This is a genomic window from Hyphomicrobium sp. MC1 (assembly GCF_000253295.1).
In the GTDB taxonomy this organism is placed as follows: Bacteria; Pseudomonadota; Alphaproteobacteria; order Rhizobiales; family Hyphomicrobiaceae; genus Hyphomicrobium_B.
Genome location: NC_015717.1, coordinates 1,530,368 through 1,553,314, shown reverse-complemented (window position 1 = coordinate 1,553,314; position 22,947 = coordinate 1,530,368). Strand labels below are relative to the sequence as shown.

At 60.1% G+C, this 22,947-nt stretch carries 26 protein-coding genes; 15 read left to right on the top strand and 11 right to left on the bottom strand.

All coding sequences use genetic code 11. The features are described from left to right. Positions 1 to 71: 71 nt before the first annotated feature. Positions 72 to 872, top strand: a complete 801-nt coding sequence (locus tag HYPMC_RS07565) for a sulfite exporter TauE/SafE family protein (RefSeq protein ID WP_013947276.1) — start codon at positions 72 to 74, stop codon at positions 870 to 872. A gap of 173 nt (positions 873 to 1,045) precedes the next feature. On the opposite strand, the gene HYPMC_RS07560 is transcribed toward HYPMC_RS07565, so the two are convergent. Then, positions 1,046 to 2,776, bottom strand: coding sequence for an NADPH-dependent assimilatory sulfite reductase hemoprotein subunit (locus tag HYPMC_RS07560; RefSeq protein ID WP_041300787.1), 1,731 nt, complete (start codon positions 2,774 to 2,776; stop codon positions 1,046 to 1,048). Between the two features lie 68 nt (positions 2,777 to 2,844). Next, positions 2,845 to 4,626: a sulfite reductase flavoprotein subunit alpha gene (locus HYPMC_RS07555; protein WP_013947274.1), complete on the bottom strand. Its 1,782-nt coding sequence runs from the start codon at positions 4,624 to 4,626 to the stop codon at positions 2,845 to 2,847. Between the two features lie 613 nt (positions 4,627 to 5,239). Here HYPMC_RS07555 and pqqA point away from each other — a divergent pair. The 6 genes from pqqA to HYPMC_RS07525 all read left to right on the top strand — a co-directional run bounded on the left by pqqA (position 5,240) and on the right by HYPMC_RS07525 (position 9,218). Continuing rightward, on the top strand, positions 5,240 to 5,329 hold the full coding sequence (gene pqqA / locus HYPMC_RS07550) for a pyrroloquinoline quinone precursor peptide PqqA (protein ID WP_013947273.1): 90 nt from the start codon (positions 5,240 to 5,242) through the stop codon (positions 5,327 to 5,329). A 153-nt stretch (positions 5,330 to 5,482) separates the two neighbouring features. Further along, a complete protein-coding gene (gene pqqB / locus HYPMC_RS07545) occupies positions 5,483 to 6,415 on the top strand; it encodes a pyrroloquinoline quinone biosynthesis protein PqqB (RefSeq protein ID WP_013947272.1) in 933 nt (310 codons plus the stop codon). Beyond that, positions 6,412 to 7,188 carry a pyrroloquinoline-quinone synthase PqqC gene (gene pqqC / locus HYPMC_RS07540; protein ID WP_024275708.1) on the top strand — a complete coding sequence of 259 codons (777 nt, stop codon included), beginning with the start codon at positions 6,412 to 6,414 and terminating at the stop codon, positions 7,186 to 7,188. Before pqqB ends, pqqC begins: the two co-directional genes overlap by 4 nt. A gap of 3 nt (positions 7,189 to 7,191) precedes the next feature. Beyond that, a complete protein-coding gene (pqqD, locus tag HYPMC_RS07535) occupies positions 7,192 to 7,494 on the top strand; it encodes a pyrroloquinoline quinone biosynthesis peptide chaperone PqqD (protein WP_024275707.1) in 303 nt (100 codons plus the stop codon). Between the two features lie 22 nt (positions 7,495 to 7,516). Then, a complete protein-coding gene (pqqE, locus tag HYPMC_RS07530; RefSeq protein ID WP_013947271.1) occupies positions 7,517 to 8,677 on the top strand; it encodes a pyrroloquinoline quinone biosynthesis protein PqqE in 1,161 nt (386 codons plus the stop codon). A gap of 184 nt (positions 8,678 to 8,861) precedes the next feature. Continuing rightward, on the top strand, positions 8,862 to 9,218 hold the full coding sequence (locus tag HYPMC_RS07525; protein WP_013947270.1) for a cytochrome c family protein: 357 nt from the start codon (positions 8,862 to 8,864) through the stop codon (positions 9,216 to 9,218). Between the two features lie 73 nt (positions 9,219 to 9,291). Here the strand turns inward: HYPMC_RS07525 and folK are convergent, their stop codons facing one another. Continuing rightward, positions 9,292 to 9,816 (bottom strand): 2-amino-4-hydroxy-6-hydroxymethyldihydropteridine diphosphokinase, encoded by a 525-nt coding sequence (gene folK / locus HYPMC_RS07520; protein WP_013947269.1) that lies wholly within the window; start codon positions 9,814 to 9,816, stop codon positions 9,292 to 9,294. Between the two features lie 32 nt (positions 9,817 to 9,848). Further along, positions 9,849 to 10,226: a 4a-hydroxytetrahydrobiopterin dehydratase gene (locus HYPMC_RS07515; RefSeq protein WP_013947268.1), complete on the bottom strand. Its 378-nt coding sequence runs from the start codon at positions 10,224 to 10,226 to the stop codon at positions 9,849 to 9,851. A 114-nt stretch (positions 10,227 to 10,340) separates the two neighbouring features. Here HYPMC_RS07515 and HYPMC_RS07510 point away from each other — a divergent pair, with 114 nt between their 5' ends. The 7 genes from HYPMC_RS07510 (at position 10,341) to fae (ending at position 16,929) form a co-directional block, all read left to right on the top strand. Further along, entirely contained in the window at positions 10,341 to 11,318 is a 978-nt protein-coding gene (locus tag HYPMC_RS07510; protein WP_013947267.1) for a beta-ribofuranosylaminobenzene 5'-phosphate synthase family protein, read from the top strand. Positions 11,319 to 11,338: 20 nt separating this feature from the next. Further along, positions 11,339 to 12,244 carry an NAD(P)-dependent methylenetetrahydromethanopterin dehydrogenase gene (locus HYPMC_RS07505; RefSeq protein WP_013947266.1) on the top strand — a complete coding sequence of 302 codons (906 nt, stop codon included), beginning with the start codon at positions 11,339 to 11,341 and terminating at the stop codon, positions 12,242 to 12,244. Positions 12,245 to 12,246: 2 nt separating this feature from the next. After that, a complete protein-coding gene (locus HYPMC_RS07500) occupies positions 12,247 to 13,383 on the top strand; it encodes an ATP-grasp domain-containing protein (protein ID WP_041299861.1) in 1,137 nt (378 codons plus the stop codon). Positions 13,384 to 13,402: 19 nt separating this feature from the next. Beyond that, positions 13,403 to 14,362: a methenyltetrahydromethanopterin cyclohydrolase gene (gene mch, locus HYPMC_RS07495; RefSeq protein ID WP_013947264.1), complete on the top strand. Its 960-nt coding sequence runs from the start codon at positions 13,403 to 13,405 to the stop codon at positions 14,360 to 14,362. Continuing rightward, positions 14,346 to 15,320, top strand: coding sequence for a RimK family alpha-L-glutamate ligase (locus HYPMC_RS07490; protein ID WP_013947263.1), 975 nt, complete (start codon positions 14,346 to 14,348; stop codon positions 15,318 to 15,320). Before mch ends, HYPMC_RS07490 begins: the two co-directional genes overlap by 17 nt. Then, positions 15,317 to 16,180 carry a triphosphoribosyl-dephospho-CoA synthase gene (locus HYPMC_RS07485; protein WP_013947262.1) on the top strand — a complete coding sequence of 288 codons (864 nt, stop codon included), beginning with the start codon at positions 15,317 to 15,319 and terminating at the stop codon, positions 16,178 to 16,180. Before HYPMC_RS07490 ends, HYPMC_RS07485 begins: the two co-directional genes overlap by 4 nt. Positions 16,181 to 16,416: 236 nt before the next feature. Further along, entirely contained in the window at positions 16,417 to 16,929 is a 513-nt protein-coding gene (fae, locus tag HYPMC_RS07480; RefSeq protein WP_013947261.1) for a formaldehyde-activating enzyme, read from the top strand. A 190-nt stretch (positions 16,930 to 17,119) separates the two neighbouring features. Here the strand turns inward: fae and HYPMC_RS07475 are convergent, their stop codons facing one another. Then, on the bottom strand, positions 17,120 to 17,827 hold the full coding sequence (locus tag HYPMC_RS07475; RefSeq protein WP_013947260.1) for a HisA/HisF-related TIM barrel protein: 708 nt from the start codon (positions 17,825 to 17,827) through the stop codon (positions 17,120 to 17,122). A 59-nt stretch (positions 17,828 to 17,886) separates the two neighbouring features. On the opposite strand from HYPMC_RS07475, the gene HYPMC_RS07470 reads away from it, so the two are divergent. Next, entirely contained in the window at positions 17,887 to 18,900 is a 1,014-nt protein-coding gene (locus tag HYPMC_RS07470) for a hydantoinase/oxoprolinase family protein (protein ID WP_013947259.1), read from the top strand. A gap of 54 nt (positions 18,901 to 18,954) precedes the next feature. On the opposite strand, the gene HYPMC_RS07465 is transcribed toward HYPMC_RS07470, so the two are convergent. The 6 genes from HYPMC_RS07465 to HYPMC_RS07440 form a co-directional block, all read right to left on the bottom strand. Next, positions 18,955 to 19,242 (bottom strand): hypothetical protein, encoded by a 288-nt coding sequence (locus HYPMC_RS07465; RefSeq protein ID WP_024275702.1) that lies wholly within the window; start codon positions 19,240 to 19,242, stop codon positions 18,955 to 18,957. Between the two features lie 139 nt (positions 19,243 to 19,381). Continuing rightward, positions 19,382 to 20,563, bottom strand: coding sequence for an SAM-dependent methyltransferase (locus tag HYPMC_RS07460; protein WP_013947257.1), 1,182 nt, complete (start codon positions 20,561 to 20,563; stop codon positions 19,382 to 19,384). Further along, on the bottom strand, positions 20,560 to 21,141 hold the full coding sequence (locus HYPMC_RS07455; protein ID WP_013947256.1) for a DUF447 domain-containing protein: 582 nt from the start codon (positions 21,139 to 21,141) through the stop codon (positions 20,560 to 20,562). The genes HYPMC_RS07460 and HYPMC_RS07455 overlap by 4 nt, the downstream gene beginning before the upstream one ends. Then, on the bottom strand, positions 21,141 to 21,755 hold the full coding sequence (locus HYPMC_RS07450) for a uridylate kinase (RefSeq protein WP_024275701.1): 615 nt from the start codon (positions 21,753 to 21,755) through the stop codon (positions 21,141 to 21,143). Before HYPMC_RS07450 ends, HYPMC_RS07455 begins: the two co-directional genes overlap by 1 nt. Further along, positions 21,748 to 22,215 carry a dihydroneopterin aldolase gene (locus tag HYPMC_RS07445; RefSeq protein ID WP_013947254.1) on the bottom strand — a complete coding sequence of 156 codons (468 nt, stop codon included), beginning with the start codon at positions 22,213 to 22,215 and terminating at the stop codon, positions 21,748 to 21,750. Before HYPMC_RS07445 ends, HYPMC_RS07450 begins: the two co-directional genes overlap by 8 nt. Then, on the bottom strand, positions 22,212 to 22,946 hold the full coding sequence (locus HYPMC_RS07440) for a (5-formylfuran-3-yl)methyl phosphate synthase (RefSeq protein ID WP_013947253.1): 735 nt from the start codon (positions 22,944 to 22,946) through the stop codon (positions 22,212 to 22,214). Before HYPMC_RS07440 ends, HYPMC_RS07445 begins: the two co-directional genes overlap by 4 nt. Between the last annotated feature and the right edge of the window lies 1 nt (position 22,947).

The following is a 22,947-nucleotide window of genomic DNA, read 5'->3' as shown; positions in this document are numbered from 1 at the left end:
AACGAAACTCCAAGATTGCAGACGGCGGCGATCTCGCGTAGGTCTGACTGTCACGTTCCCTGCGGAATCCCATGCCGGAATTCGATCTCAGCACTCTCTGGCCCATGGTCGTCGCTGGCGGCTTCGTCGTCGGATTTCTTGTCGGCCTGACAGGCGTTGGCGCCGGCTCGCTGATGACACCATTTCTCATCACGCAGATCGGCGTACCGCCAACGCTCGCCGTCGGAACGGACCTTCTTTTCGCATCCATCACGAAAGCCTCGGCCGCGTGGCCGCATCATAACTTCGGCAACGTCAACTGGCGCCTCGTCGGATGGCTTGCGGCCGGAAGCGTTCCAGGCTCGCTCGCGATGCTGGTGCTTCTGCATCTCCTTGATCCCGACACCACGGCTCTCGGCCTGTTCATCAAGGAAGCGCTGATCGCGGCCCTGATCATCAGTTCCGTCGCCATTCTGATTTATCCGCTTGTCGTCCGCGGTCGCGCACAGGTCGGCGAGCCCCCCGAATTTAAAATCCGTCACGTGCCGACGCTTCTTCTTGGGCTGACGTTGGGCTCGATTGTAACTCTGACATCGGTCGGAGCAGGCGCGATCGGCGTCGTGGTCCTGACGCTGCTCTATCCGACGCTCAGAACTCGCCGTCTGATTGGGACCGATATCGTCCATGCCGTGCCACTGACGCTGATATCGGGCCTAGGCCATCTGTCGATCGGCAACGCCAGCTTTACGCTGCTGGGCCTACTGCTCGTTGGCTCGATCCCCGGAATCGCCATCGGCTCACGCCTGACGGGCCTACTGCCCGATTGGCTGCTGCGCGTGTTCCTTGCGCTGATCCTGTGCTTCGCCGCCTACCAGCTCGCACACAAACTATAGCGCACACACCAACAACGTCATCCCGGCGCAGGCCCGGATCCAGTCAAATCGCAACCTTCGTCATGCTGAGACTTGCCTGAGTGCCGATCTTCGTCGGCCCGAGAAAGATCGAAGCGACTTTTTGCGCTTGGCGGCCGGCGCGCGGAACGCGTGTCGCCAAGCGCAGCAAAAATTCAAACCAGCTTCACGTCTGCGTGGAACTGATTGCCTGCCGTCGTCTCTTTCACATAGCCCGACCGGATCGCGAAATCGCCAAAGCGCTCGCCGTCATTCCGCGTCTTTGCGTAATTGATGAAGATCGGCTCAAGCAGTGACACGATCCGCTGCTTGTCGACGTCCTGCGCGTAAAGCTTCGACAGCCGCGAACCGTTGAAGGCCGCACCGAGATAGAGGTTGTAAAGCCCTGGGTTGCGCCCGACCAACCCGATTTCGGCCAGATACGGCCGCGCACAGCCGTTCGGGCACCCCGTCATGCGGATGACGATGTCGTCGTCCTTCAGACCCGCGCGATCGAGGCTTTCCTCAAGCGCCGTCACGAGATCGGGCAGGAACCGCTCGCTCTCCGCCAGAGCAAGACCGCATGTCGGCAAGGCCACACACGCCATAGCGTTGCGGCGCAGCCCCGAAGAGACACCGAGCTCGACGCCATGCGACGTCAGAATGCCTTCGATCTTCGCCTTCGATTTTCCCGGCACATTGGCGAGGATGACGTTCTGGTTCGCCGTGCAGACGAAATCGCAAATACCGAGATCAGCAATCTCACGCAGCGCCGTTCTCAGCGCGAAACCTGGCCGATCCTTGATTCGGCCGTTCTCGACGAACAGCGTCAGATGCCAGGGCTTATCGGCGCTCTTCTTGCCGTCGATCGTTTGCCGCCAGCCGATTTTGTCGCCCGTGCTCGCAAACTTGAACGGCTTCGGCTTGCCAAGCTTGAACCCGGCCCGCTTCTCCACTTCCTCGCGGAAGTTATCGAGCCCACGATCCTCGATCGTGTATTTCAAACGCGCCCGCGCCCGGTTCTCGCGGTTGCCCCAGTCACGCTGCACGGTCACGATCTTTTCGGCGAGCGTAACGGCCTGCTCTGGGGTGCAGAAACCAAGCAGATCGGCGGTGCGCGGAAACGTATTGGGATCGCCGTGCGTCATGCCCATGCCGCCACCGACCGTTACATTCCAGCCGACAAGCTCGCCCTTTTCGACGATAGCGATGTAACCCAGATCGTGCGCGTAAATATCGACGTCGTTGTCGGGCGGCACCGCCACGACGACTTTGAATTTGCGCGGCAGATAATGGACGCCGTAGATCGGCTCGACATCCTCTTTCGCCGGACCCGATTTATCTTCGACCTTCTCGCCGTCGAGCCAGATCTCGTGATAGGCGCCGGTCTTCGGCAAAAGATGCTCGCTGATCGCTTTGCCGAGATCATAAGCCTGCCGATGCGCCTTCGACAGATCAGGATTCGCCGCCGTCATGACGTTGCGGTTGACGTCGCCGCAGGCTGCGAGCGTATCGAGGCAGATGTCGTGAAACCCCTGCATCGTCCGCTTAAGGTTCGACTTGATGACGCCGTGAAACTGAAACGTCTCGCGCGTCGTCAGCCGCATCGAACCGTTGGCATAGGTGCTCGCGATGTTGTCGAGGCCGATCCACTGCTTGGCACCAAGGAAGCCACCGGGAATGCGCAGTCGGATCATGAAGGCGTAGGCCTTCTCGAGCTTCTTCTTGGATCGCTCGCCGCGCACATCACGGTCGTCTTGAATATACGAACCGTGGAACTTGATGAGCTGCTGATCGTCCTCGGCTATCGCGCCGGTCTCGACCTGCCGCAATCCTTCAGCCAGCGTCCCGCGCAGCTGATGGCTCTTCTCTTTGATGAACTCGTTCTTCGAGCGTTTATCGGTCATTTCGACTGTTCCCGGCATTCCCCCTCTCCGAGATCACCCCTGTGATGGGGGAGAGGGACATTCAATTCTTAATACACGTCGCGCTGATAGCGCCCAGCCTTCGTCAGCTCCTTGAGCTTGGCGCGGCCGGCTTCTTCGTCACCCTTCAGCGGCTCGGCGAGGATTTTGACGAGCGTCTGATCGACGTCCTTCGCCATGCCCTTCTCGTCGCCGCAGACGTAGATGTGTGCACCCTCTTCGAGCCACGCGCGGAGATCGTCCCGACGCTCCCACAGGCGATGCTGCACGTAAATCTTCTCCGGCTGGTCGCGCGAGAACGCCACGTCGATCCGCGTAAGATCGCCCGATGCCAGATAGTCCTGCCATTCGAGCTGATACAGGAAATCGTTGGTGAAGTTGCGTTCACCGAAGAACAACCAGCTCTTGCCCTTTGCACCATCCGCAACGCGCTCTTCGACAAAGGCGCGATAAGGTGCAACGCCCGTGCCCGCACCAATCATGATAATCGGCGTATGCCCATCGGGCGGCAGACGATAATGCCGGTTCGGCTTAACGTAGAGACGCACCGTCTGTCCGACTTTTCGCCGCTCACCGAGGAACGTCGACGACACGCCCTTGCGAACACGGCCGTGAGATTCCCAGCGCACCGCACCGACGAGCAGATGCGCTTCACCTGGATGCGCCTTTAGGCTCGACGCCACCGAATAGAGCCGTCCCGGCAACGGTCGCAGCAAGCTCGTCAATTGCTCAGCCGTCAGCTTTTCCGGATAAGCCTGAAAGAAGTCGATGAGCTGCCGATCTGAAGCGAACTTCGGATAGGCCTCGCCTTCAAGCAGCGCCTTCGCGTCAGCGCGTCCCGTCAGCTTGGCGTAGTTCTCGACGAACGAGCGCGACAGCGTCGTGACGTCATAGGATTTCTGCAGTTTCAAAAGCAGCGCCGCATCCGAACCGAGACCAACCGCCTGCAGCACGTCGTCAACGAGCGCGGGATCGTTCTCCGGATACATGCCGATCGCGTCGCCGGGCTGGTAGGTGAATGCCGGATCGTCGAATGCGAACTCAGCGTGCCACGTCTCGCGCGTCGAGCCCGTGCCGTTCAAGTTCACCAGCGCGGAAATCTCGGCTTCGAGCGGATGCTCGGCCGTATACTTCGGCTCATCGTCATCGGCAAACTGAGCAGCCGCCCCGAAATCCACATGGACGACCGTGCCGCTCGCTGCCTCTTCCTTCGGCGCGAGTTTCGCGAGCGCGTTTTCCGTCCAGTCCGCCGCCTGTTTCGCGTAATCGAGGTCAAGATCGACCCGATCGAACGACCGCACGCCACCGAGTTCCTCAAGGCGGGCGTCGATGGCCCGACCGACGGCACAGAACTGCGCATACGCCGTATCGCCCAGCGCCAGAACCGCGAACCGCACGCCGTCGATGCGTGGCGCCGCGTCGCTCATCAGGGTCTGATAAAAGTCGACCACGCGCGACGGCGGATCGCCCTCGCCCCAGGTTGCAGCAAAAACGACGATGTTCTTCGCCTTGGCCAGCAGCGCCATGTCGGCGTCGGCCATATCGAAAACCTTGGCATCGAGACCGTGCTTCTGGGCGGCCTTCTTGGCCTTGTTCGCCAATGCTTCAGCGTTGCCGCTCTCGCTGGCATAAAGAATGGTCAGCGGCGCCCGCGGCCTTGCGGCGGGAACTGCCTGCCCTGCGCTGCCGCCCTGAGCCGCTTCAAAACCTGCGAAGAAACCGGCAAGCCAAGAGCGCTGCTGCGGAGTTGTCCGCGCAACCACTTTGTTCAGCATCTCGATCTCTTCCGGCAGAAACGGCGCGTTACGCGGAAGCAGAGGGGTGGCGGTCACAAAAAGCTCTCCTTAATCAGGGCCCTCAGCCCGAAATCCTTCAGCTCGGAACATTGAGACGCGGGCCTAACGCGCCTTTGATCTCAGCGAAAGCCCCATCTTCGTGATCGAACCAATCACTTTAATCGATCATTTAGCCATCAATGGCTAACGGACCATCCGATAACTGGCCCAGCCCGACGCTGGTTTGCATACGTCATTTTGGAACAATTTTCTACATGCCTGCGGCATTCCACCCCAAATATAAGAATAATATTCTAACGTGCCAGGCATTCCACCCGATTTGGATGCGCCAGCCCCAAAATCGCGAAGCTTCCACAGGAGGCGCCGGGACGCCTCTTCCGCTCCGGACCCATTCCGAGCCTGCCGATCATCCTCTCGCACATGCACACAGAACGTCCTGGATCAGACCCACACGCAGACGTGAAGGGCATTGATTTGAAAAGAAGTCTCGAAACGTGATCTTCTGCGGTCGGCGGCGGTTCGAGCCTTGACTTTGAAAGGCCGATCCGCAGATTGGGCCGGCACAAACATAAGTGCCTGCACCAATTGAGTGGACCCTCGGCGGGGTCTGCTGAGTAGGGAAAGCAGTTCACCGCTTGGAGGAAACACCATGAAGACTTGGACGAAGCCCGAAGTTCGCGAGCAGGAAGTTGGTCTCGAAGTCACGAGCTACCTTCCGGCAGAGATCGACCTCATCTAATCAGATGAAGTCTTCGGTCTCGCAAATCTTGTGAGATACCGGCGCGGCGGTCGATTTTTGGCGAATCGGCCGCCGCAGCCTTATGGCTCTCGAAAAAGGACAGAGAGCGCTGCCGGCTTTGGCGACCCGTCGGCGTAAATCAAAAAATCAGCGATGCTTATAAAAGTGCTTGGATCCGCCGCTGGGGGTGGATTCCCGCAATGGAATTGCAACGGCTATCACTCATCGCGAGTGCGCGCCGGAGAAGCGGGATATAAGGCAAGGCTGCAATCCTCTCTCGCTGTCAGTTCTGACGGCGTGAACTGGGTATTGCTCAATGCCTCCCCGGATATTCGTCAGCAGATCAACGAAACGCCCGAGCTTCAGCCGGCGCGCTCCGGTCCGCTGCGAACTTCACCCATTAAGGCCGTCGTCGTCACCAACGCCGACGTCGATCACATCACCGGCCTCTTGAGCCTGCGCGAAGGTCAGCCGTTCTCGATTTACGGCTCCGATCGCGTGCTCGCGACGCTCGCCGCCAACTCGATCTTCGACGTCCTGGCGGCGGATAAGGTCAAACGCATCACCTTCGAACTCGACAAGCCGACCCGCCTCGAAGGCGCAGGCCAGGATCTCGGTCTCGTCGTTGAAGCTTTCGCGGTCCCCGGCAAAATCGCGCTGTTCCTTGAGAAGGGCGACGCCAGCAACAATTTCGGCAGTCGCGATGGCGACACGATCGGCCTCAAGATTACCGACGCCAAAACCGGCAAAGCATTCTTTTATATTCCGGGCGTCGCCGAGATCGATCCGCCGTTGGCGGAAAAAATCCGCGGCGCTGAGCTGATCTTTTTGGACGGCACGCTGTTTACCGATGACGAAATGCTGGCCCAGGGGCTGCTGAACAAAACCGGCAAGCGCATGGGTCACATCTCTGTGTCGGGCTCCGATGGCTCGATCGCCGCCTTGAGCAAGCTCAACGTGAAGCGCCGGATTTACGTCCACATCAACAATTCCAACCCAATCCTGGACGAAAATTCAGAAGCCCGTAAAGTCGTCGAAGCATCCGGTTGGGAAGTCGGCTTCGATGGCATGGAGGTCCGCCTATGAACCCGGTCAGTCTCGAAAAGAAAACCGCAGAACGGCTTGGCAACGAGCCGCCGATGTCGACATCCGATTTTGAAGCAGCACTTCGCGCCATCGGCCCCGAGCGCTATCACGACTTGCATCCGTTTCATCACATGCTGCATGGCGGCAAGCTGAATAAGGGCCAGGTGCAGGCCTGGGCGCTGAATCGTTACTGCTATCAGTCTGCCGTGCCGCGAAAGGACGCCGCTCTCGTCAGCCGCGTTTACGACCGCGAACTCCGCCGCGAGTGGACGCATCGCATCCTCGATCACGATGGACTGCTGCCGGACGAGCAAGGCGGCATCGAACGCTGGCTGGTGTTGACGGACGGCTTGGGCCTCGACCGCGAATACGTCATCTCGCGCCGCGGCGCTCTTCCCGCCACGGTTTTCGCGGTTGAGGCCTATGTCACGTTCGTTCGCGAACAGCCGCTGACCATCGCTGTGGCCTCCTCCCTCACCGAGCTTTTCGCTCCAAGGATCCACAAAGAGCGGATCGTCGGCATGCTCGAAAACTACGATTTCATCGACGATAAGGTAATGGCGTATTTCAAGCGCCGCCTGACGCAAGCGCCACGCGATGCCGATTTCGCGCTGCAATACGTGCTGAAAAACGCCAAGACCCGCGACGAGCAGGAAGCCTGCATCGAAGCTCTGCGCTTCAAGTGCAACGTGCTGTGGGTGCAGCTCGACGCCCTCTATCATGCCTACGTCGACGGACACATTCCGCCCGGCGCCTTCCGGCCAGAGGCTTGATTGATGAGCGAAACCACTCGCACACGCGTGATTATAGCGCCGGCTTCAAAACCGGCGCTGCCACCCCACATTAAGCTGAGACACGATCCCGGACGCGGTCGCTGGCATGTTCTGGCACCGGAACGCGTGTTCGAACCGGACCCGATCGCCATCGAAATCCTGAAGCGCTGTGACGGCGTCACTTCGGTCGAGCAGATCGCGAATGATCTTGCCAAAGACTACAACGCGCCTGTGCAGGAAATTCTGATCGACACGATAGCCATGCTTCAGGAGCTTTCGGACAAAGGCGTGATCAAAGCTGCTTGAGGAACAGAACGGAGCTGACGTCATGAACGAAATAGCGCCGATGGAGCAATTCTCCGAAAAGCCCGTTGTCGAGGCTTGTGCGCGAGCCCCGGTCGGCCTCCTCGCCGAGCTGACGCATCGTTGCCCTCTGCAATGTCCCTATTGCTCAAATCCGCTTGAGCTTGATCGCGTCAACAGCGAGCTGACGACGGAGCAGTGGCAGGACGTGATGCGTCAGGCTGCCGAGCTTGGCATCCTGCAAATCCATCTCTCCGGCGGCGAGCCGACGGTTCGCAAGGATCTCGAAGACATCGTCGAAGTCGCGGCCAAGGCTGGCCTCTATACCAATCTTATCACCGCCGGCGTTACGCTGACGCGGGATCGCCTCGCACGCCTGAAGGACCTGGGCCTCGACCACGTCCAGCTGTCGATCCAGGACGTTGATGATGTGAATGCCGAAAAAATCTCCGCCTACAAAAACGGCCTCGCCAAGAAGCGCGAAGTCGGCAAGTGGGTGCGCGAGCTTGAGATGCCGCTCACCATCAATGCGCCGATCCATCGCCTCAACATCGAGAACCTGCCGAACATCATCGACTTCGCCGTCGAGATGGGCGCTGGCCGCATCGAGGTCGCCAATATTCAATACTACGCGTGGGCATTGAAGAATCGCGCCGCGCTGATGCCGACTCGCGCCCAAGTTCTGAAAAGCGCTGAAATCGTCGAAGCTGCAAAAGAGCGCCTGAAGGGCGTCATGGTCTTCGACTTCGTCGTGCCGGACTATTACGCCAAAACACCGAAACCCTGCATGGGCGGCTGGGGTCGCGGCGTGATGAACGTCACACCACAGGGGCGCGTCCTTCCCTGCCACGCATCGGAGACCGTTCCGGGACTTATCTTCGATAACGTTAAGGATCGCCGCTTGGCCGATATCTGGCTTAACGGCCAAGCCTTCCAGATGTATCGTGGCACGAGCTGGATGAAGGAACCCTGCCGCGGCTGTCCGCGCGCAGAAATCGATTTCGGCGGCTGTCGCTGCCAGGCCATGGCTTTCACCGGCGACGCAGCAAATACAGATCCGGCGTGCAAGCTCTCACCTTACCACGAAGCATTCGTGGCCGCCGCCGAACGCGAAAGCGCCGAGCAGACGCCGCCGCCGTTCGTCTATCGGCGCATGAGCCCAGTGAAGGCGCCGGCGGCTGAATAATTTGTAAGAAAACGCCCGCTTGACGTGTGTTTGCGACGCAAAAGACATCCGACTAATTCACTAGTCGGTGCGGCATTCTGTTCGGGCGAAGTTCAGAAATTAAATGCCAATTTCCAGAGACTGAGCTATGAGTTGCAACGTTTCTAAAGTATCGCTCAGGCGAAACGGGAAGGAAAATTCAAAAATGCGCAAGTGGGTTCTGGCGATCGCAATGATCGCTGTTGCACCGAGCGCTGGCATGGCCGCTGATGCGGCTGCCGGCGAGAAGGTCTTTGCGAAATGCAAGGCTTGTCACCAAGTCGACAAGAACGGCGTTGGCCCGCACCTCGGCGGCTTGATCGGCCGTAAGGCTGGTTCGGTTGAAGGCTACAACTACTCTGAAGCCCTGAAGAAGTCGGGCATCACGTGGGATGAAGCTTCGCTCGACAAGTGGCTCCAGGGCCCGAGCAAGGACGTTCCCGGCACGAAGATGATCTTCCCGGGCGTCAAGGATGCAACGCAGCGCGCCGATTTGATCGCGTATCTCGCGACGTTGAAGTAATTCGTGCTTCGTAACGACTGCAGAAAGCACCGCGGGGAAGGGGTTCTCCGCGGTGCTTTCTTTTTATCAGAGCTTATTGAAGCGGCGTCACATCGCTAGCGTCGAGAGCTTCGATCATGTCATCGAGCGTTTTGCCGCCGATCGTGAGCGCAGGCGCGACGTCCCTGAGCGGCACAACAACGAATGCCCGTTCCGCGATGAGCGGATGCGGTACGGCAAGATCCGGATCGCGGATCTGACGATCTCGAATCGCCAGAATATCAACATCGATAATCCGCGGCCCCCAATGCCGTGTGCGCACCCTGCCCATGTCGTTTTCAACCGCCTGACAGCGCTTCAACAGCTCATGCGGTGACAGCGCAGTCCGCACGCCGATACAGGCATTCACGAACCAGTCCTGATCCGTATCACCCCATGGCGCCGTGCGATAAAGCTTCGAACGCGCGACGACGATGATCGAACCGTCGGCTTCCAGCCTGCGCACGGCATCGTCGATGTTCTCGACACGGTTTCCCATGTTCGTGCCGAGCGCCAGGATGGCGTCAAGCGTCGGCGGCATTCCCTGCACGGCCGCCGAAGCACAATTCGTCTCCGCCATCTCAGGCTCCCATCTCAAGCCCCATGCGCGGATCAATCGTATTTGATGTACGCAAATCGCATATCGCTCTCAGGCGTACCTTCGAGACCCTTGCCTTCCTTGCCCGGCTGCCAATGCACGACCTCTTCGATCTTTTTCGCGAGTTCGAGGTCTTTCGACGTGATGCCCTTGGCCGAATGCGTCATCAACCGCACTTCCACCCAGGCATACGAACAGGTGATATCCGGGTGGTGCCACGCGGCCTCTGCCAGATGGCCGATTGTATTGACGACCATGAGCGTGCCTTTCCAGCTCGCCGTCTTGTAGGTGCGCCGGATCCACCCGTCTTCGAGCTTCCAGGCCGGCAAGTTGGCGGCAAGCCATGCCTTGACATCGGCTTCCGCCATCGGTTTTTCGCGTTCTGCACTCATCTTGCCCTCGACCTCCAATTATCGGACAACTCGGTTCCGAAATCCTACCGCCCCCGTAGCCAGGATGGCAAACGGCCTGAACAGGCGGAAATTCAAAAGAAAGGACTGGTTTACGTGAAGCCTATTCCGGCAACTTCTGCCGCGCTCCGCGTTACAGCTCCGGCGCGGCTGCACCTAGGCTTCCTCGACTTGAATGGCGAGATCGGGCGGCGCTACGGCAGCATCGGCATCGCCATCGACCGTCCCAGCACCGACCTCACCATAACCCCGTCGACGGAGAATTCCGCGACCGGCCCCGAAAGCCGGCGTGTCCTCAAGCTGCTGCGCAAATATACCGACGACGGCAAGTCGGGCGCTTATGCCGTCGATATCGCGAATGCCATCCCGGCACACGCGGGCCTGGGCTCCGGCACGCAGCTCGCGCTCGCCGTCGGCGCAGCCATCGCCCGCCTCCAGGGCCGCAATCTTTCCCCCGCCGACCTCGCCTCCTTGGGCGAGCGCGGCGCCCGCTCGGGCATCGGCCTCGAAGCCTTTGCTTCCGGCGGTTTCATCATCGATGGCGGCAAAGGCAAAACCGACCGCCCGCCCCCGCTGACGCTGCGCACGGATTTCCCCAAGGACTGGCGCGTGATGCTGATCCTCGATCCGAATTTCTCAGGCGTCTCCGGTGAAGCCGAAACGACCGCATTCGCTGGTCTGCCGCCCTTCCCGGAACGTCAGGCGGCGCACATTTGCCACCTCGTCCTGATGAAGCTCGTTCCCGGCTTGAAGGAATTGGATATCGAGGCCTTTGGCTCGGCCATCACCGAAATCCAGGAAATCGTGGGCGGCCATTTTGCCTCGAAACAAGGAGGCAGCCCGTGGACCAGCCGGGCAGTCGGCGAAATCGCTTCGCGGATGCGAGACATGGGCGCAACCGGCATCGGCCAAAGCTCCTGGGGGCCGACCGGATTCGCCTTCGTCGATAGCCAGAAAGCGGCAGAACGCCTCTATCATTCTTTAGGCGAAGACGCTAAACGCGACGGGCTCGAAATCCTTATCATTCATGGCCGCAACACCGGCGCCAGCATCGAAACGCTGCGCAATTCATAACGAACGGAGCATTAGAACAAATGAGCGACGCAACCCCAATCCTGCACATGCTGGCGCCGCAGAAGCATATGAGCCCCTTCGACGTGAACATGGCAGCCGACGCCGGCTACAAGGTGATCATTCCCTACATCAACGTCGAGCTTGCGGAAGTCACGGGCCTGATCCAGGACGCCATCTTCTCGCGCCCCCCGAACTACGGCGTTCGCACCGGCTTCTTCATGGGCGGCAAGGACGCAATCCTCGCGCTCGACATGCTCGAAGCCGCCAAGAAGGCGATGGTGCCCCCGTTCGAATGCTCGTGCTTCGCCGACCCGGCCGGTTCGTTCACCACGGCCGCTGCGATGGTCGCCTGCGTCGAGAAGGTGCTGAAGGAAAAGTTCGGCAAGACGTGGAAAGGTACGAAGGTTGCCGTATTCGGCGCGACCGGCGTTGTCGGCTTCGCGTCCTCGATCATCTCCGCTCTTGAAGGTGCGGAAGTAAAGCTCGTTGCACATCGCGGTATCGATCGCGTCATCAAGAACGCGAAGATTTCGAAAGAGCGCTTCGGTGTCGATCTCGAACCCGTACCCGGCGAAACAGAAGAGCAGAAGAGCGAGATCATCGCCAACGCCGAAGTGATCTTCGCAGCCGCCGCCGCTGGCGTCCGCGTCGTCTCGAAAGAGAACATGCACAAGGCCAAGAATCTTTTGGTCATGGCCGACGTCAATGCCGTTCCGCCGCCTGGCGTCGAAGGCATGGAGCTGTTCATGAATGGCGAGAAGCTGCTCGACACCGAAACGCTCGGCGTCGGCCCGCTCGCCATCGGCGACATCAAGTACAAATGTGAATCGGGCCTGTTCAAGCAGATGATCGATTCCGACGTGCCGCTGTCTCTCGACTTCCGTCACGCGTACGAGCTGTCGAAGAAACTCGTCGGGTTGGCTTGAGATTGAGCGGCGACGTTGTCCTGATCGCAGCATTTTCCGGGCGGAGCCTCGCGCAGTCCGCCCGGCGCGCTGGATTTAGGCCCTTCGTCGCCGACGCTTTCGGCGATCTCGATACCCGCGATGCCGCGGAAGGTCTTCGCGTTATTGATGGCGCGATGGAGACCGGTTTCCACACGAAGCCGCTGATCGCGGCTTTGAACGAACTCTCTCAATCGGCGCCCACAGCGCCGATTGGCCTCGTGCTCGGCTCGGGCCTTGAAGATAAGCCGCGGCTTGTCGATGCCCTTGCATCGCGCTTTCGCCTGCTTGGCTGCGATGCGCGAACGCTCGCAACCTGCAAAGATCCGAAAAAATTCTTCCCACTTCTCGACGACCTCGCAATCCCGCACCCCGAGACGCAAAGCACACCGCCGGACGATATCTCGGCCTGGATCTCGAAGCGCATCGGCGGCAGCGGCGGCCGACATATTCGCGATTGCTCAGGCACCCCACATGCAAAACCGCGCCGCTACTTTCAGAAGCGATTGACCGGCACGCGCTACTCCGTCGGCGCATTGTGCGCGGGGGATGGCACAGCCTCATCGACATTCGCTCTGAGCCGGCAATGGATCTCTCCATCACCCGCACACCCCTATCGCTTCGGCGGCTGCGTCTCCGCGCCTGCCATCGATGATTCGTTATCGACCGAGATGATCCGCTATGCCCGCGAACTATCTGGAAAACTGCAATTGCGCGGCCTCGTATCGTGCGATTTCATCGCCACGCAAGGCGTGCCTTATCTGTTGGAAGTAAATCCGCGGCCGGGCGCATCACTTGACGTTCTCGACGATCGCTTCGGCTCTTTGTTCGCAAAACATATCGCCGCCTGCACGGGTGAGCCGGTATCGTCGCAACAAGGCCTTTCCTCCCCCGCCAAAGCCATGGCGATCCTCCACGCTGACCGCGGAGAGACGACGCTTGGTGATACTCCGTGGCCCGCCTGGAGCACCGACCGTGGCACGCCCGGCACTTTTGTTCCTCTCGGCGCCCCTCTCGCGACGGCGTTTGCCGAGGCCCCAACCGCCGATGCGGCAGAAGCCCTCGCCCGTGAGCGCTTGGCGGAACTCGAAGACCTGATATACGGACACGCAAAATCCTGACCTGACGGGAGTTTCAAAGATGGTTAAGCAGCCCAGCGTCTCGGCACGCGCCGCCAAGCTCGTAGAGAGCATCGTGAATGACGCCGATGCCCTTCGCATCGACGTGAGCACGGGCAGCGAAGGCGAACGCCTGATCGATATGGGCGCCAAAGTCGTCGGCGGTCTCGAAGCCGGCCGTCGCCTCGGCGAAGTCTGCATGGGCGGCCTGGGTCAGGTGGCGATCACGCAATCGTCCGGGCTTGCGAACTGGCCCCTCGGCGTCGTCGTGACGTCGAATGATCCGGTTATCGCCTGCCTGGGCAGCCAATATGCCGGCTGGTCGATCTCGGATGAGGCGAGCGGCTTCTTCGCGCTCGGCTCCGGCCCTGCCCGCGCCGTCTCGCGCGTCGAAGAGTTGTTCAAGGAACTGGGCTACGCCGACCGCAATCCTGAGACGACGCTCGTCATCGAGGGCGACAAGGCACCGCCCGCGGCTGCGATCAAAAAGATCTCCGAGAACTGCGGCATCAACCCGACGCGACTGACGATCATCTACGCAACGACGTGGAGCTTCGCAGGCATCGTCCAGATCGCCTCGCGCGTTCTCGAAGTCGCGATCCACAAAGCCCACGCTCTGCATTTTCCGCTTGAGAACATTCTCGACGGCATGGGCACCACACCGATCGCGCCACCCATCCCCGATTTCGTCAAGGCGATGGGTCGCACGAACGACGCCATCATCTATGGCGGCCGCATTCATCTCTTTGTGAAAGGCCCGGACAGCGACGCGAAGCGTCTCGCCGAAAGCCTCCCCGCGAGCAACAGCGAAGCGTACGGCAAGCCGTTCGCTGAAATCTTCGCCGACGTCAAAGGCGACTTCTACAAGATCGACCCGATGCTGTTCTCACCCGCGCAGGTGATGGTGTCGAACGTCGAAACAGGCAATACCTTCCGTGCTGGCGAACTGGCGCCGGGAGTCGTCGATGCGAGCTTCCGCTGAGAAACAGCCTGACACTCTGCCAGGCCTAGGGGACGGACTTCACCTCGCCCTTCTGATCGAAGAGGGGCGAGGCGAATGGCATGCGCGCCGCATCGTCCGTTCGCTCGAAGCGATGGGCGCGCGCGTCACCGTTTCATCGCTTCCCCACTGCGCATTCGATACTGGCCTTGAAAGCGGCATCGACATTCCGGGCTTTCAGGGCCGCTTGCCTGACGGCGTGTTCGTCCGCTCGATTTCAGCCGGAACGCTTGAGCAGATCACATTTCGCTTAGGCCTTCTGCATGCGCTGCGCGAAAGCGGCGTTCGCGTCTGGAACGACGCGCGCGCGATCGAGCGTTGTGTCGACAAATCGCAAACGACGTTTCTTCTGCACAAGAACGGCATTCCGACGCCACGCACGCGCGTTTGCGAAACGCTTCCCCATGCCCTCGAATATACCGAGGGTCTCGACCGTCCGCTTGTCCTGAAACCGCTGTTCGGCAGTCAGGGCAAAGGCATCGGCATGATCGCGCAGCAAAGCGAATTGCCGTCCCCCGAGACAGTCGATCAGATGTACTACATGCAGGATTACGTCCCGCCGAAGGATGGCTTCTACGAAGACTGGCGCGTGCTCGCGACCCGCCATCGCGTCGTCGCCGCCATGACGCGTCGGGGCACGACGTGGGTCACGAATATCCATCAGGGCGGCAAGGCGCGGGTCCACCAGCCTGACGACGAGATGGCTCGCATCTCGATGGCCGCCATGCGCGCAGTCGATGCTGACTACGCCGGAATAGATCTTATTCGCTCGGCATCGGGCGAATTGCAGGTTCTCGAAGTAAATTCAAATCCGGCATGGCGTGGCCTTCAAGGCGTCGCTGACGTTAATATCGCCTGGGCCATCGCCGAGGACTTTCTGAAAACAGTCGTTGCGCATCGCGCGGCATTGCACGTGCCTGCCGTCGCAGCAGTCTCATGAAAGCCGCCCGAACCGCTGCCGAAATCAGCGCCGCGTTTTTATACGCGTGCAACGCTGAACTCGAAGCGCTGAAGCCGGGCAACGTCCATCGCTACTCCGCCGGTCACGGCATGGAGGTTTTGCATTTCGAACAGGCCGCAAACGCTGCGGCAGGGCCGATCGCAGACCCGCAATTGAGCGTCGGCAAACGCATCCTTCGCGCGACGGAGGCAAGCGTCGCTGCAACGGGCATCAACACCAACCTCGGCATCGTGCTGCTTTGCGCACCTCTCGCGAAAGCTGCGAGCGAGACTACCTTCGATGTCGGCCTGCGCCGTCGCCTTGGCATGATTCTAATGTCGCTCGATGAGCAGGACGCCGAAGATGCATTCGCCGCCATCCGCGTCGCCAATCCGGCCGGCATGGGCAAGGTCGAACAGGGCGACGTCCATTCGCAACCGCAGCATTTGACGTTGCTCGGCGCCATGGAGCTCGCAGCCGAACGTGACCGCATCGCAAACGCCTACATTAGCGTGTACGCAGATGTTTTCGATTTTGCGTTGCCGGTATTTCGCGATGCCAAAGCGGTATCTGGTCGCGATGCGACTTTAGCGGTAACGACGTTGCATATGGCGCTGCTTGCCGAATTTCCCGATACGCATATTGCACGCAAATTCGGTGCCGAAATTGCCGCGAAGGTGCAAAACGAAGCACGCGTGTTAAGGCCGCAGTGGTCACCTGCTGCAACTGCGAAATCGCTACCGGCGCTTCAGGAATTCGACGCAAAATTGAAACATGAGGGCCTCAATCCCGGCACCACTGCCGATTTTGTGGTCACGACCCTTTTTGCCGACGCGCTGATCGAGCGGAAACGCACCTGAACGGCGATTGGCCCCAACTTAAGGGCTTGTCTCTCCCGGTGACCTAGGGCAATACAGGCGCCGTGTCCGCGCACTCCGCGGGCCGATCCAACGCGCCGAGGCTGGTACTCATGACAACCTGGGCGCTAAGCGCGTGGATATTCATCGCCAGAGCAGTACAGCGAAGTCCCGACTTCTGACGGGGGAGCGTTGTTGCTCATATCCATATCGTTTCATTCGTGGGAGGAACCCCCCTGATGGCCAAAATCAACAAAGTCATGGTCGGCGAGTCGCTCGTCGGCGACGGCAACGAAGTCGCTCACATCGACCTCATCATCGGACCGCGCGGTTCGGCTGCTGAGACGGCGTTCTGCAACGCCCTGACGAACAACAAGGACGGCTTCACGACTCTTCTCGCCGTCATTGCGCCGAACCTCCCCTGCAAGCCGAACACGATCCTTTACAACAAGGTCACGATCAAGGACGCCCGTCAGGCCGTTCAGATGTTCGGACCGGCTCAGTACGGCGTTGCTAAGGCCGTTCAGGACTCGGTTGCTGAAGGCGTGATCCCGGCTGCTGAAGCTGATGATCTCTACATCGCCGTTGGCGTGTTCATCCACTGGGAAGCTGCCGACGACGCGAAGATCCAGGACTACAACTATCGCGCCGTTAAGGAATCGATCGCGCGCGCTGTTGCTGGCAAGCCGACGGCTGCCGAAGCGACCGCTCAGCGTAACTCGGTCCAGCATCCGTTCGGTGCGAAGGCTTGAAGCGGAAACCGTCCTCAGCAGGTAGAAAACAAAAATGAGACTGCCCCTCCCATGAAGGGGGGTCTGCTGCAGCGATTGGGTAGACTGCTCTCGGGCCGTTACAGCGGTTAACTTCGAAAACAAACCTTGGCCGCAACTGGGATTTGTTTTCGGCTGGAGTGGCTCCTGCCAATTCACTGAAACCGGACATTCATCGGCCGGCGATCTCCTTGAGGTCGTCGGCCGAAATCTTTCCGGAATGCAGTGCGGAAGCGATCAACGCTCCCGAAACGCCGATTTTTCGAATCTCATCGAGATCGCCGCGGTCGCGAACACCGCCCGCCGCATAGACACGCCGTCCCTTGGCCCGCGTCACGATATTGTGCAGCCGATTGAGATCGGGGCCTTCGTTGGCGCCGACGCGGTCGAGCGTCATGGCGATCACGCGCGACGGCCACAGCGAAGCATCGTTGAGCATCGCTTCCGGCCCCATGAATTCGCCATTGCGGAAATCGAGCGAGAGAACCGTGCGCAACGGCGCTTCCGCGACGATATCCTCCCAGCCGCGCACCGTTTCGATGCTCTCCGTTCCAACGACGAGCGTCGCGACAGGAGCCGCCAGAACCGCGCGCGCCGCGCTGCGTGAGCCCGTCCCGGCGTCGATCCAGATTTCCGCACGCGGCAATGCCTGACTGAGCACAGGCACGATATGCGTATTGCGGCCACGCCCTTCGATGCCGTCGAGGTCCGCCAGGTAGAGCTTTCTGAAGGGAAAGAGGCGCGCCAAACCTCGCGCGATGTCTCCGGGTTCGGACGACGGCGCAAGCGGGGTTTCAATCGGCCGATATGCAGATCGCACGCCCTTCACCGCGCGAACGACCTGCCCACGCGCGACATCAATAACCGGAATTACGTCCACCGCTTGCCTCCTCACCCGGCGAGTGTATCACGGCTTGAGATAAGGAAGCGAAGGCCCAAATGAGCAAGGTAACCATCGGTCTCGACGTCGGCGGCGCGCACTTGAAGGTCGCACGCGTCGAAGGCACGCGCCTTGTTGCTGTCCGCCAGATCGCCTGCCCGCTTTGGCAGGGCCTCGATCAATTGGATAAAGCCATTCGCGAAGCCGCACCACTGATAGGCGGCGCCGATGCCTTCGCCATCACGATGACGGCGGAGCTAACCGAGATTTTCGAAAGCCGCGAGTCTGGTGTTCTCGCGATTCTCAACCATCTGCGCGAAAGACTACAGGGCGAACTTCGAATCTATATGGGATTGAAAGGGCTCGCCGCGCCCAACGTCGCCGCCGGTGATCCTTTGTCCGTCGCCTCCGCGAATTTTCTCGCGACAGCGGCCCTTGTCTCGCGCCTGCGCCCGCGATCGCTCCTGATCGACATGGGCTCGACGACGACAGACATCATCGCCTGCGATCGCCCTCTCGGCCTCAGCGATGCCGAGCGCATGCAAACCGGCGAACTCGTCTACACGGGCTTCACGCGGACGGCTGTGCCGTCGGTCTCGACACGTGCGCCACTCGCCGGACAATGGCAAAGCCTCGCCCGCGACGCCTTCGCCAGCATGGCGGACGTGCGCCGCATCCTCGGCACGCTGCCTGACGATGTCGATCAGCACGCAACAGCCGATGGCCGCGGCAAGACGCAGAAGGAAAGCCTGGAACGCTTCGCGCGCGGTTTTGGACGCGACGCGGACATCCGCCATCTTTCGACGTGGCAGGTCTCGGCCGCTTACATCGAAGAGCAGCAGCTGAGGTCGATGCACGACGGTGTGCTGCAAGTTCTGTCGCGACCTGGGAGCACGGTCGAAAGCGTGATCGCCGCAGGGATAGGCGCTTCGGCCGCAAAGCAAATCGCCATGCGCCTCGGCCTCCCCTCCGAATTTTTCGGCGATCTGATCGAATCATCTGACGGCGATCAGAAGCCCTGGGCGACCCGCTGCGCACCGGCTGTCGCGGTCGCGCTCCTGCTCGGTGCATAAAAAATCGGCCGCAGCGTCACCGCCGCGGCCGAATTCTCAAAAAGCCGACGAGGCTCAGCCGCGTTCGCGCTTCAGACGAACGAGATCGAACGAGCCGGACTCGAGGATCAGATCATAGACATGGCCGTTCTCGCGACGGGCATCGTCGATCTTCCAGTAACCGTCGTTGTCCCAACGGAGCTTGCGCCACTCGACGAAGCCCATGTGATGCAGTCTGTCAGCGACGATAGCCGGATCATCTTGGACCACATGACGGTGGCCAGCGCTCGCGGGCACAGCCGTGGCCAGCGCAATGGCGGTCGCGGCACACGCGAGGCGCACGATACGGGAAACTTCAATCATCGAATTCTGCCTTCTCTTGGGTATTGCTCATTCTGGGGGGTGACCGGAAACAAACACAGCTAATCCGGTTCAGTTCCCTTTACATGCTTTCCATGTCAGTGAGCAACAAATGAGGCGAGGCCAAAAAGTCCAATACGGCCTATTCGGCATCCTTGAGTTGTGATGCGAGATGATGTGCCGAGAAGCCGATTGTATTCTGCAATGCCCGGAATTGCTGAAGTGCAGCAGAACGATCAACGGTTGCCGACTTGACAGCCGCGATCAGAATATTCTTTGAGGTGTGTTCGGTCGAAACAAATTCAATCAACCGGACCTTGTAGCCCGAGGCTTCAAGCAGCAACGCCCGCGCCGCATCGGTCACGAGATCAGCTTGGCGCTGTTTTAAAAGCGGATATTTGATCAGCCCTTTCAATCCCTCGCCGGTATCTTTGATTTGCGGTGCAATTTCATGCTGGCAGCAGGGCGCGGAAAGGATAAGCCGCGCTCCCGAATGGATCCCGAATGCCATAGCATCGTCTGTTGCGGTATCGCAGGCATGCAGCGCGATCACGATATCGACCACCGGCGATTCGGCCTGCGCTGCTTCCTCTGCGACGAATTTCAATCCATCGAAATGAAGATCGCGCGCAAGGTTATTGCATAGCGTCACGAGATCGCTGCGCAGCTCGACGCCCGTCAATCGGCATGAGCGCTGCAAGATCGTCGTGACATAGTCGTAAAACGCGAATGTTAGATAGCCCTTGCCTGCGCCAATATCGACAACGGTAATTGGCGTTGATTTTTCGAACGCGCATTCCGGAATGAGATCCGCTGCAATTTCGATGAAGCGGCAAATTTGGCGATATTTACCCTGCATCGTCGGCTTAATGCGGCCATCGCGATCGGCAACCTCCAGCCCTTTGAGATAGGGCCGATTTGCCGGAACGAGATAAGCTTTCTGCCGGTCATGGGCTTGCGGCGCCGATGACGTCATCGTCGGCTTGCCGGTGCTGAGGTGCGGCACACCTTTGCGGCTGTAGTCGAGACGAACATCCCGCACGTTCGTAAACAGCGTCGCACTCATATAATCCGCACCGATCAGATCCGCGATGAATTCGACGCCTTCGTCGATGGTGAGTGTCTTCGTTTCATCCTTGCGCGGATAGCTGGTGACGAGCTTCAGATGCGGCTTATCCTTTATGAGAACGAGCGTCGCGACCGCCTTACGCGTGTCCCCTTCGCCGCGAAACTTTCCCAGCGCCAGCTTGGCGAACGAACCGTCATCGGCAGCCGCCGCGAGCGCCGAGATAAATTCGCCCTTCACATCTGTTGCAGAAGTCATGGCGTTTTCTGATCGAAACGCGCTTGCCGCCACGCCGAAACCTTCTCCATCAGCCATTCCCAGGCTTCGTCTTCGCGAGGGCCTGCCGTTTTCGAAACCGCAATCTCGAGATACTTCAACTCGCTCTCCACCTTTTCCGGCGGCAGCATGTGAAGACGCGTCGTCAGCACAGCCAATTCGAGAACGGCAGCCTGCGCACGATTGAAGCCTTCCCACGCCTTATGCATCTCTTCGTCGACGATCGTGCACAGAAAGCGCGGACGCTGCTCGTCCTCAACGACCTTCTCGACGTTCAACTCCCAATGCGAAACGCAATCTGCAAGCCGCTCGCCTTTGATCGTTCGGGTCGGCAGGAGCGGCCAGATCTTGCGCCCTGTAACGGCACCCGCAAACACGCGCACATCGTCCGTGTGGCTCGCAGCCGCGAACGGATTGATGCGCAGGTTTTCAAGCGTCGTTGATGGTCGAAACGGCGCAATCACCCAATGCTCGCCATCGTCGATCAAACCGAGCGGCGCGATATGCGCTTCGCCGTTGGCGTTAAACGTCGTAACGATCGTTTCGACGATCCGAGGCATCAGGTGTTTCCTTCACCAGTCAGAAGTGCCGCCAGCGCGGCGTCGTCGTTTGGCCCGAAGATAGACCAGCCGAGATCGGCGCGCGCAACAATTTCCGGAAAGACCGGATCGACGATCCCCTCGCGCGTCAGGTCCTTTGCTGATGAAATATCCCTCGCACCGACCGATTTCAAAAGCACGAGGCGCGCCTCAAGCAATTCCGCCAGCCGCGCAGCAAGCGCATCTGACGTAACATCCCAACTCTCGGGTATCGTCTTATCGCTGCCGATCATCTGCAGCGGCGCCCAGACCGGAATTTGTCCATCCATCACCGCTTCGGAAATGTCGTCCAGCGATCGCGCAACCGTCATGCCGGGCTGCAGCCCCACGATGCATTCCGCCATCTGCTCCATCGCCAGCATGGCGAGACGATGCGCGACAGCATCGTCGAACCGCATTTCCGCTTGCAGATGGCGAACCGCATCGGCAAAGGGACCGCCGCCCGGCACGATCACGACAGGAATGCGCGCGCCACCGATCATCGCGAGCACGGGTGCCAGACGCCCCGTCTCGGCTAGGCTGCCGCCGATCTTGATGACGAGCGGCCGAACGCTCATCGCATGGCGCTCAGCCACGGCCAAACTCGCGCGCAGCAGCACGCGTTGCCGGACGAATGATTTCAACGCCGCGCCGGGGTCCACGCTCCAGCTTCTCAAGCGCAACGCGCACGGCAGCGATGCGTGGATCGACAAGCACCCGCGACGCAATCCGTTCGGCGAACGTCTCGACGAGATTGATATGCCCGCCGCGCGCCAAGTCGACGATCATGTCGATGATGTCGGCATAGGACGGCACCTCGGCCATCTCGTCATCGAGGCTGAACACGTCCGGTGCCAGCCGCGCTTCAACGGTGAACCGCACCTTCTGAGTCACGCCCTGCTCTTCGGCATAGACGCCGACATTGCAATCGACGACGAAGTCGTTGACAAAAATGGTATCGCCGATTTCCCGCGCTTTCGCCGTCGCCTTCTTGAGCTTCAGTGCGTTGCTGACATCGGCGGCCTTGGATTTGACTGGCTTTCTCTTGTCTTTCATGCGACGGACGTCTCCCGCGCCAGTGACAGCTTTGCATTATCGAGCGCCCGGCGAACTGAAACCACACGGCTAAGTTCGATGGCGCTCACGCGCCCCTGAGCACACAACGCACCACGAAAACCGAGCAAGTCGGGGCCAAGGCCGGCCAGCACGTCGATGTCGCGCTCTCGCAACGATCCGGCAAGCCCGACAAAAAGCCGATTGTCCCGCGCCAAACGTACAAATTCCATTAATCGCGCCGCGGATAATACGGTCGTCAGTCTGCCTGCGGACTTATCCGCCGTGTCGACCATCACACCGGAAAATCCTGCGGCCGCCAAATCGGCAACCAGCGCAAAATCCGGATTCTGGTCGGCCATCAGGACCGCCACCAACTTTGTCGACCTCGCATGCGCCGCCCCTAACGCTGCAATGGCGCGCCGCGGGTCCTCGCTGCCGAAAAAGCCGATCTTGACGATATCGACACCTGTCGCGGCCATATCGGATGCGGCGTTCGTCAGAACATCAGGTTCGGGCGGCAGATCGCCGATGGTTGCGCTGACCGGCAAGCGGCCGCCGACGCCTGCCACGATCTCACGAACCGTCGCGGCGCTAAGCGCTCCCAGCGCCCCGGCTGCCGGATCTTTGCAATCAATGATGTCGGCACCGCCGGCCAGCGCGATCTCCGCCTCGCCCGCGGTCGTCACGCTGGCGAGAAAGGCTGGCGTGCCTCGTCTCAAACCGTCAATCATT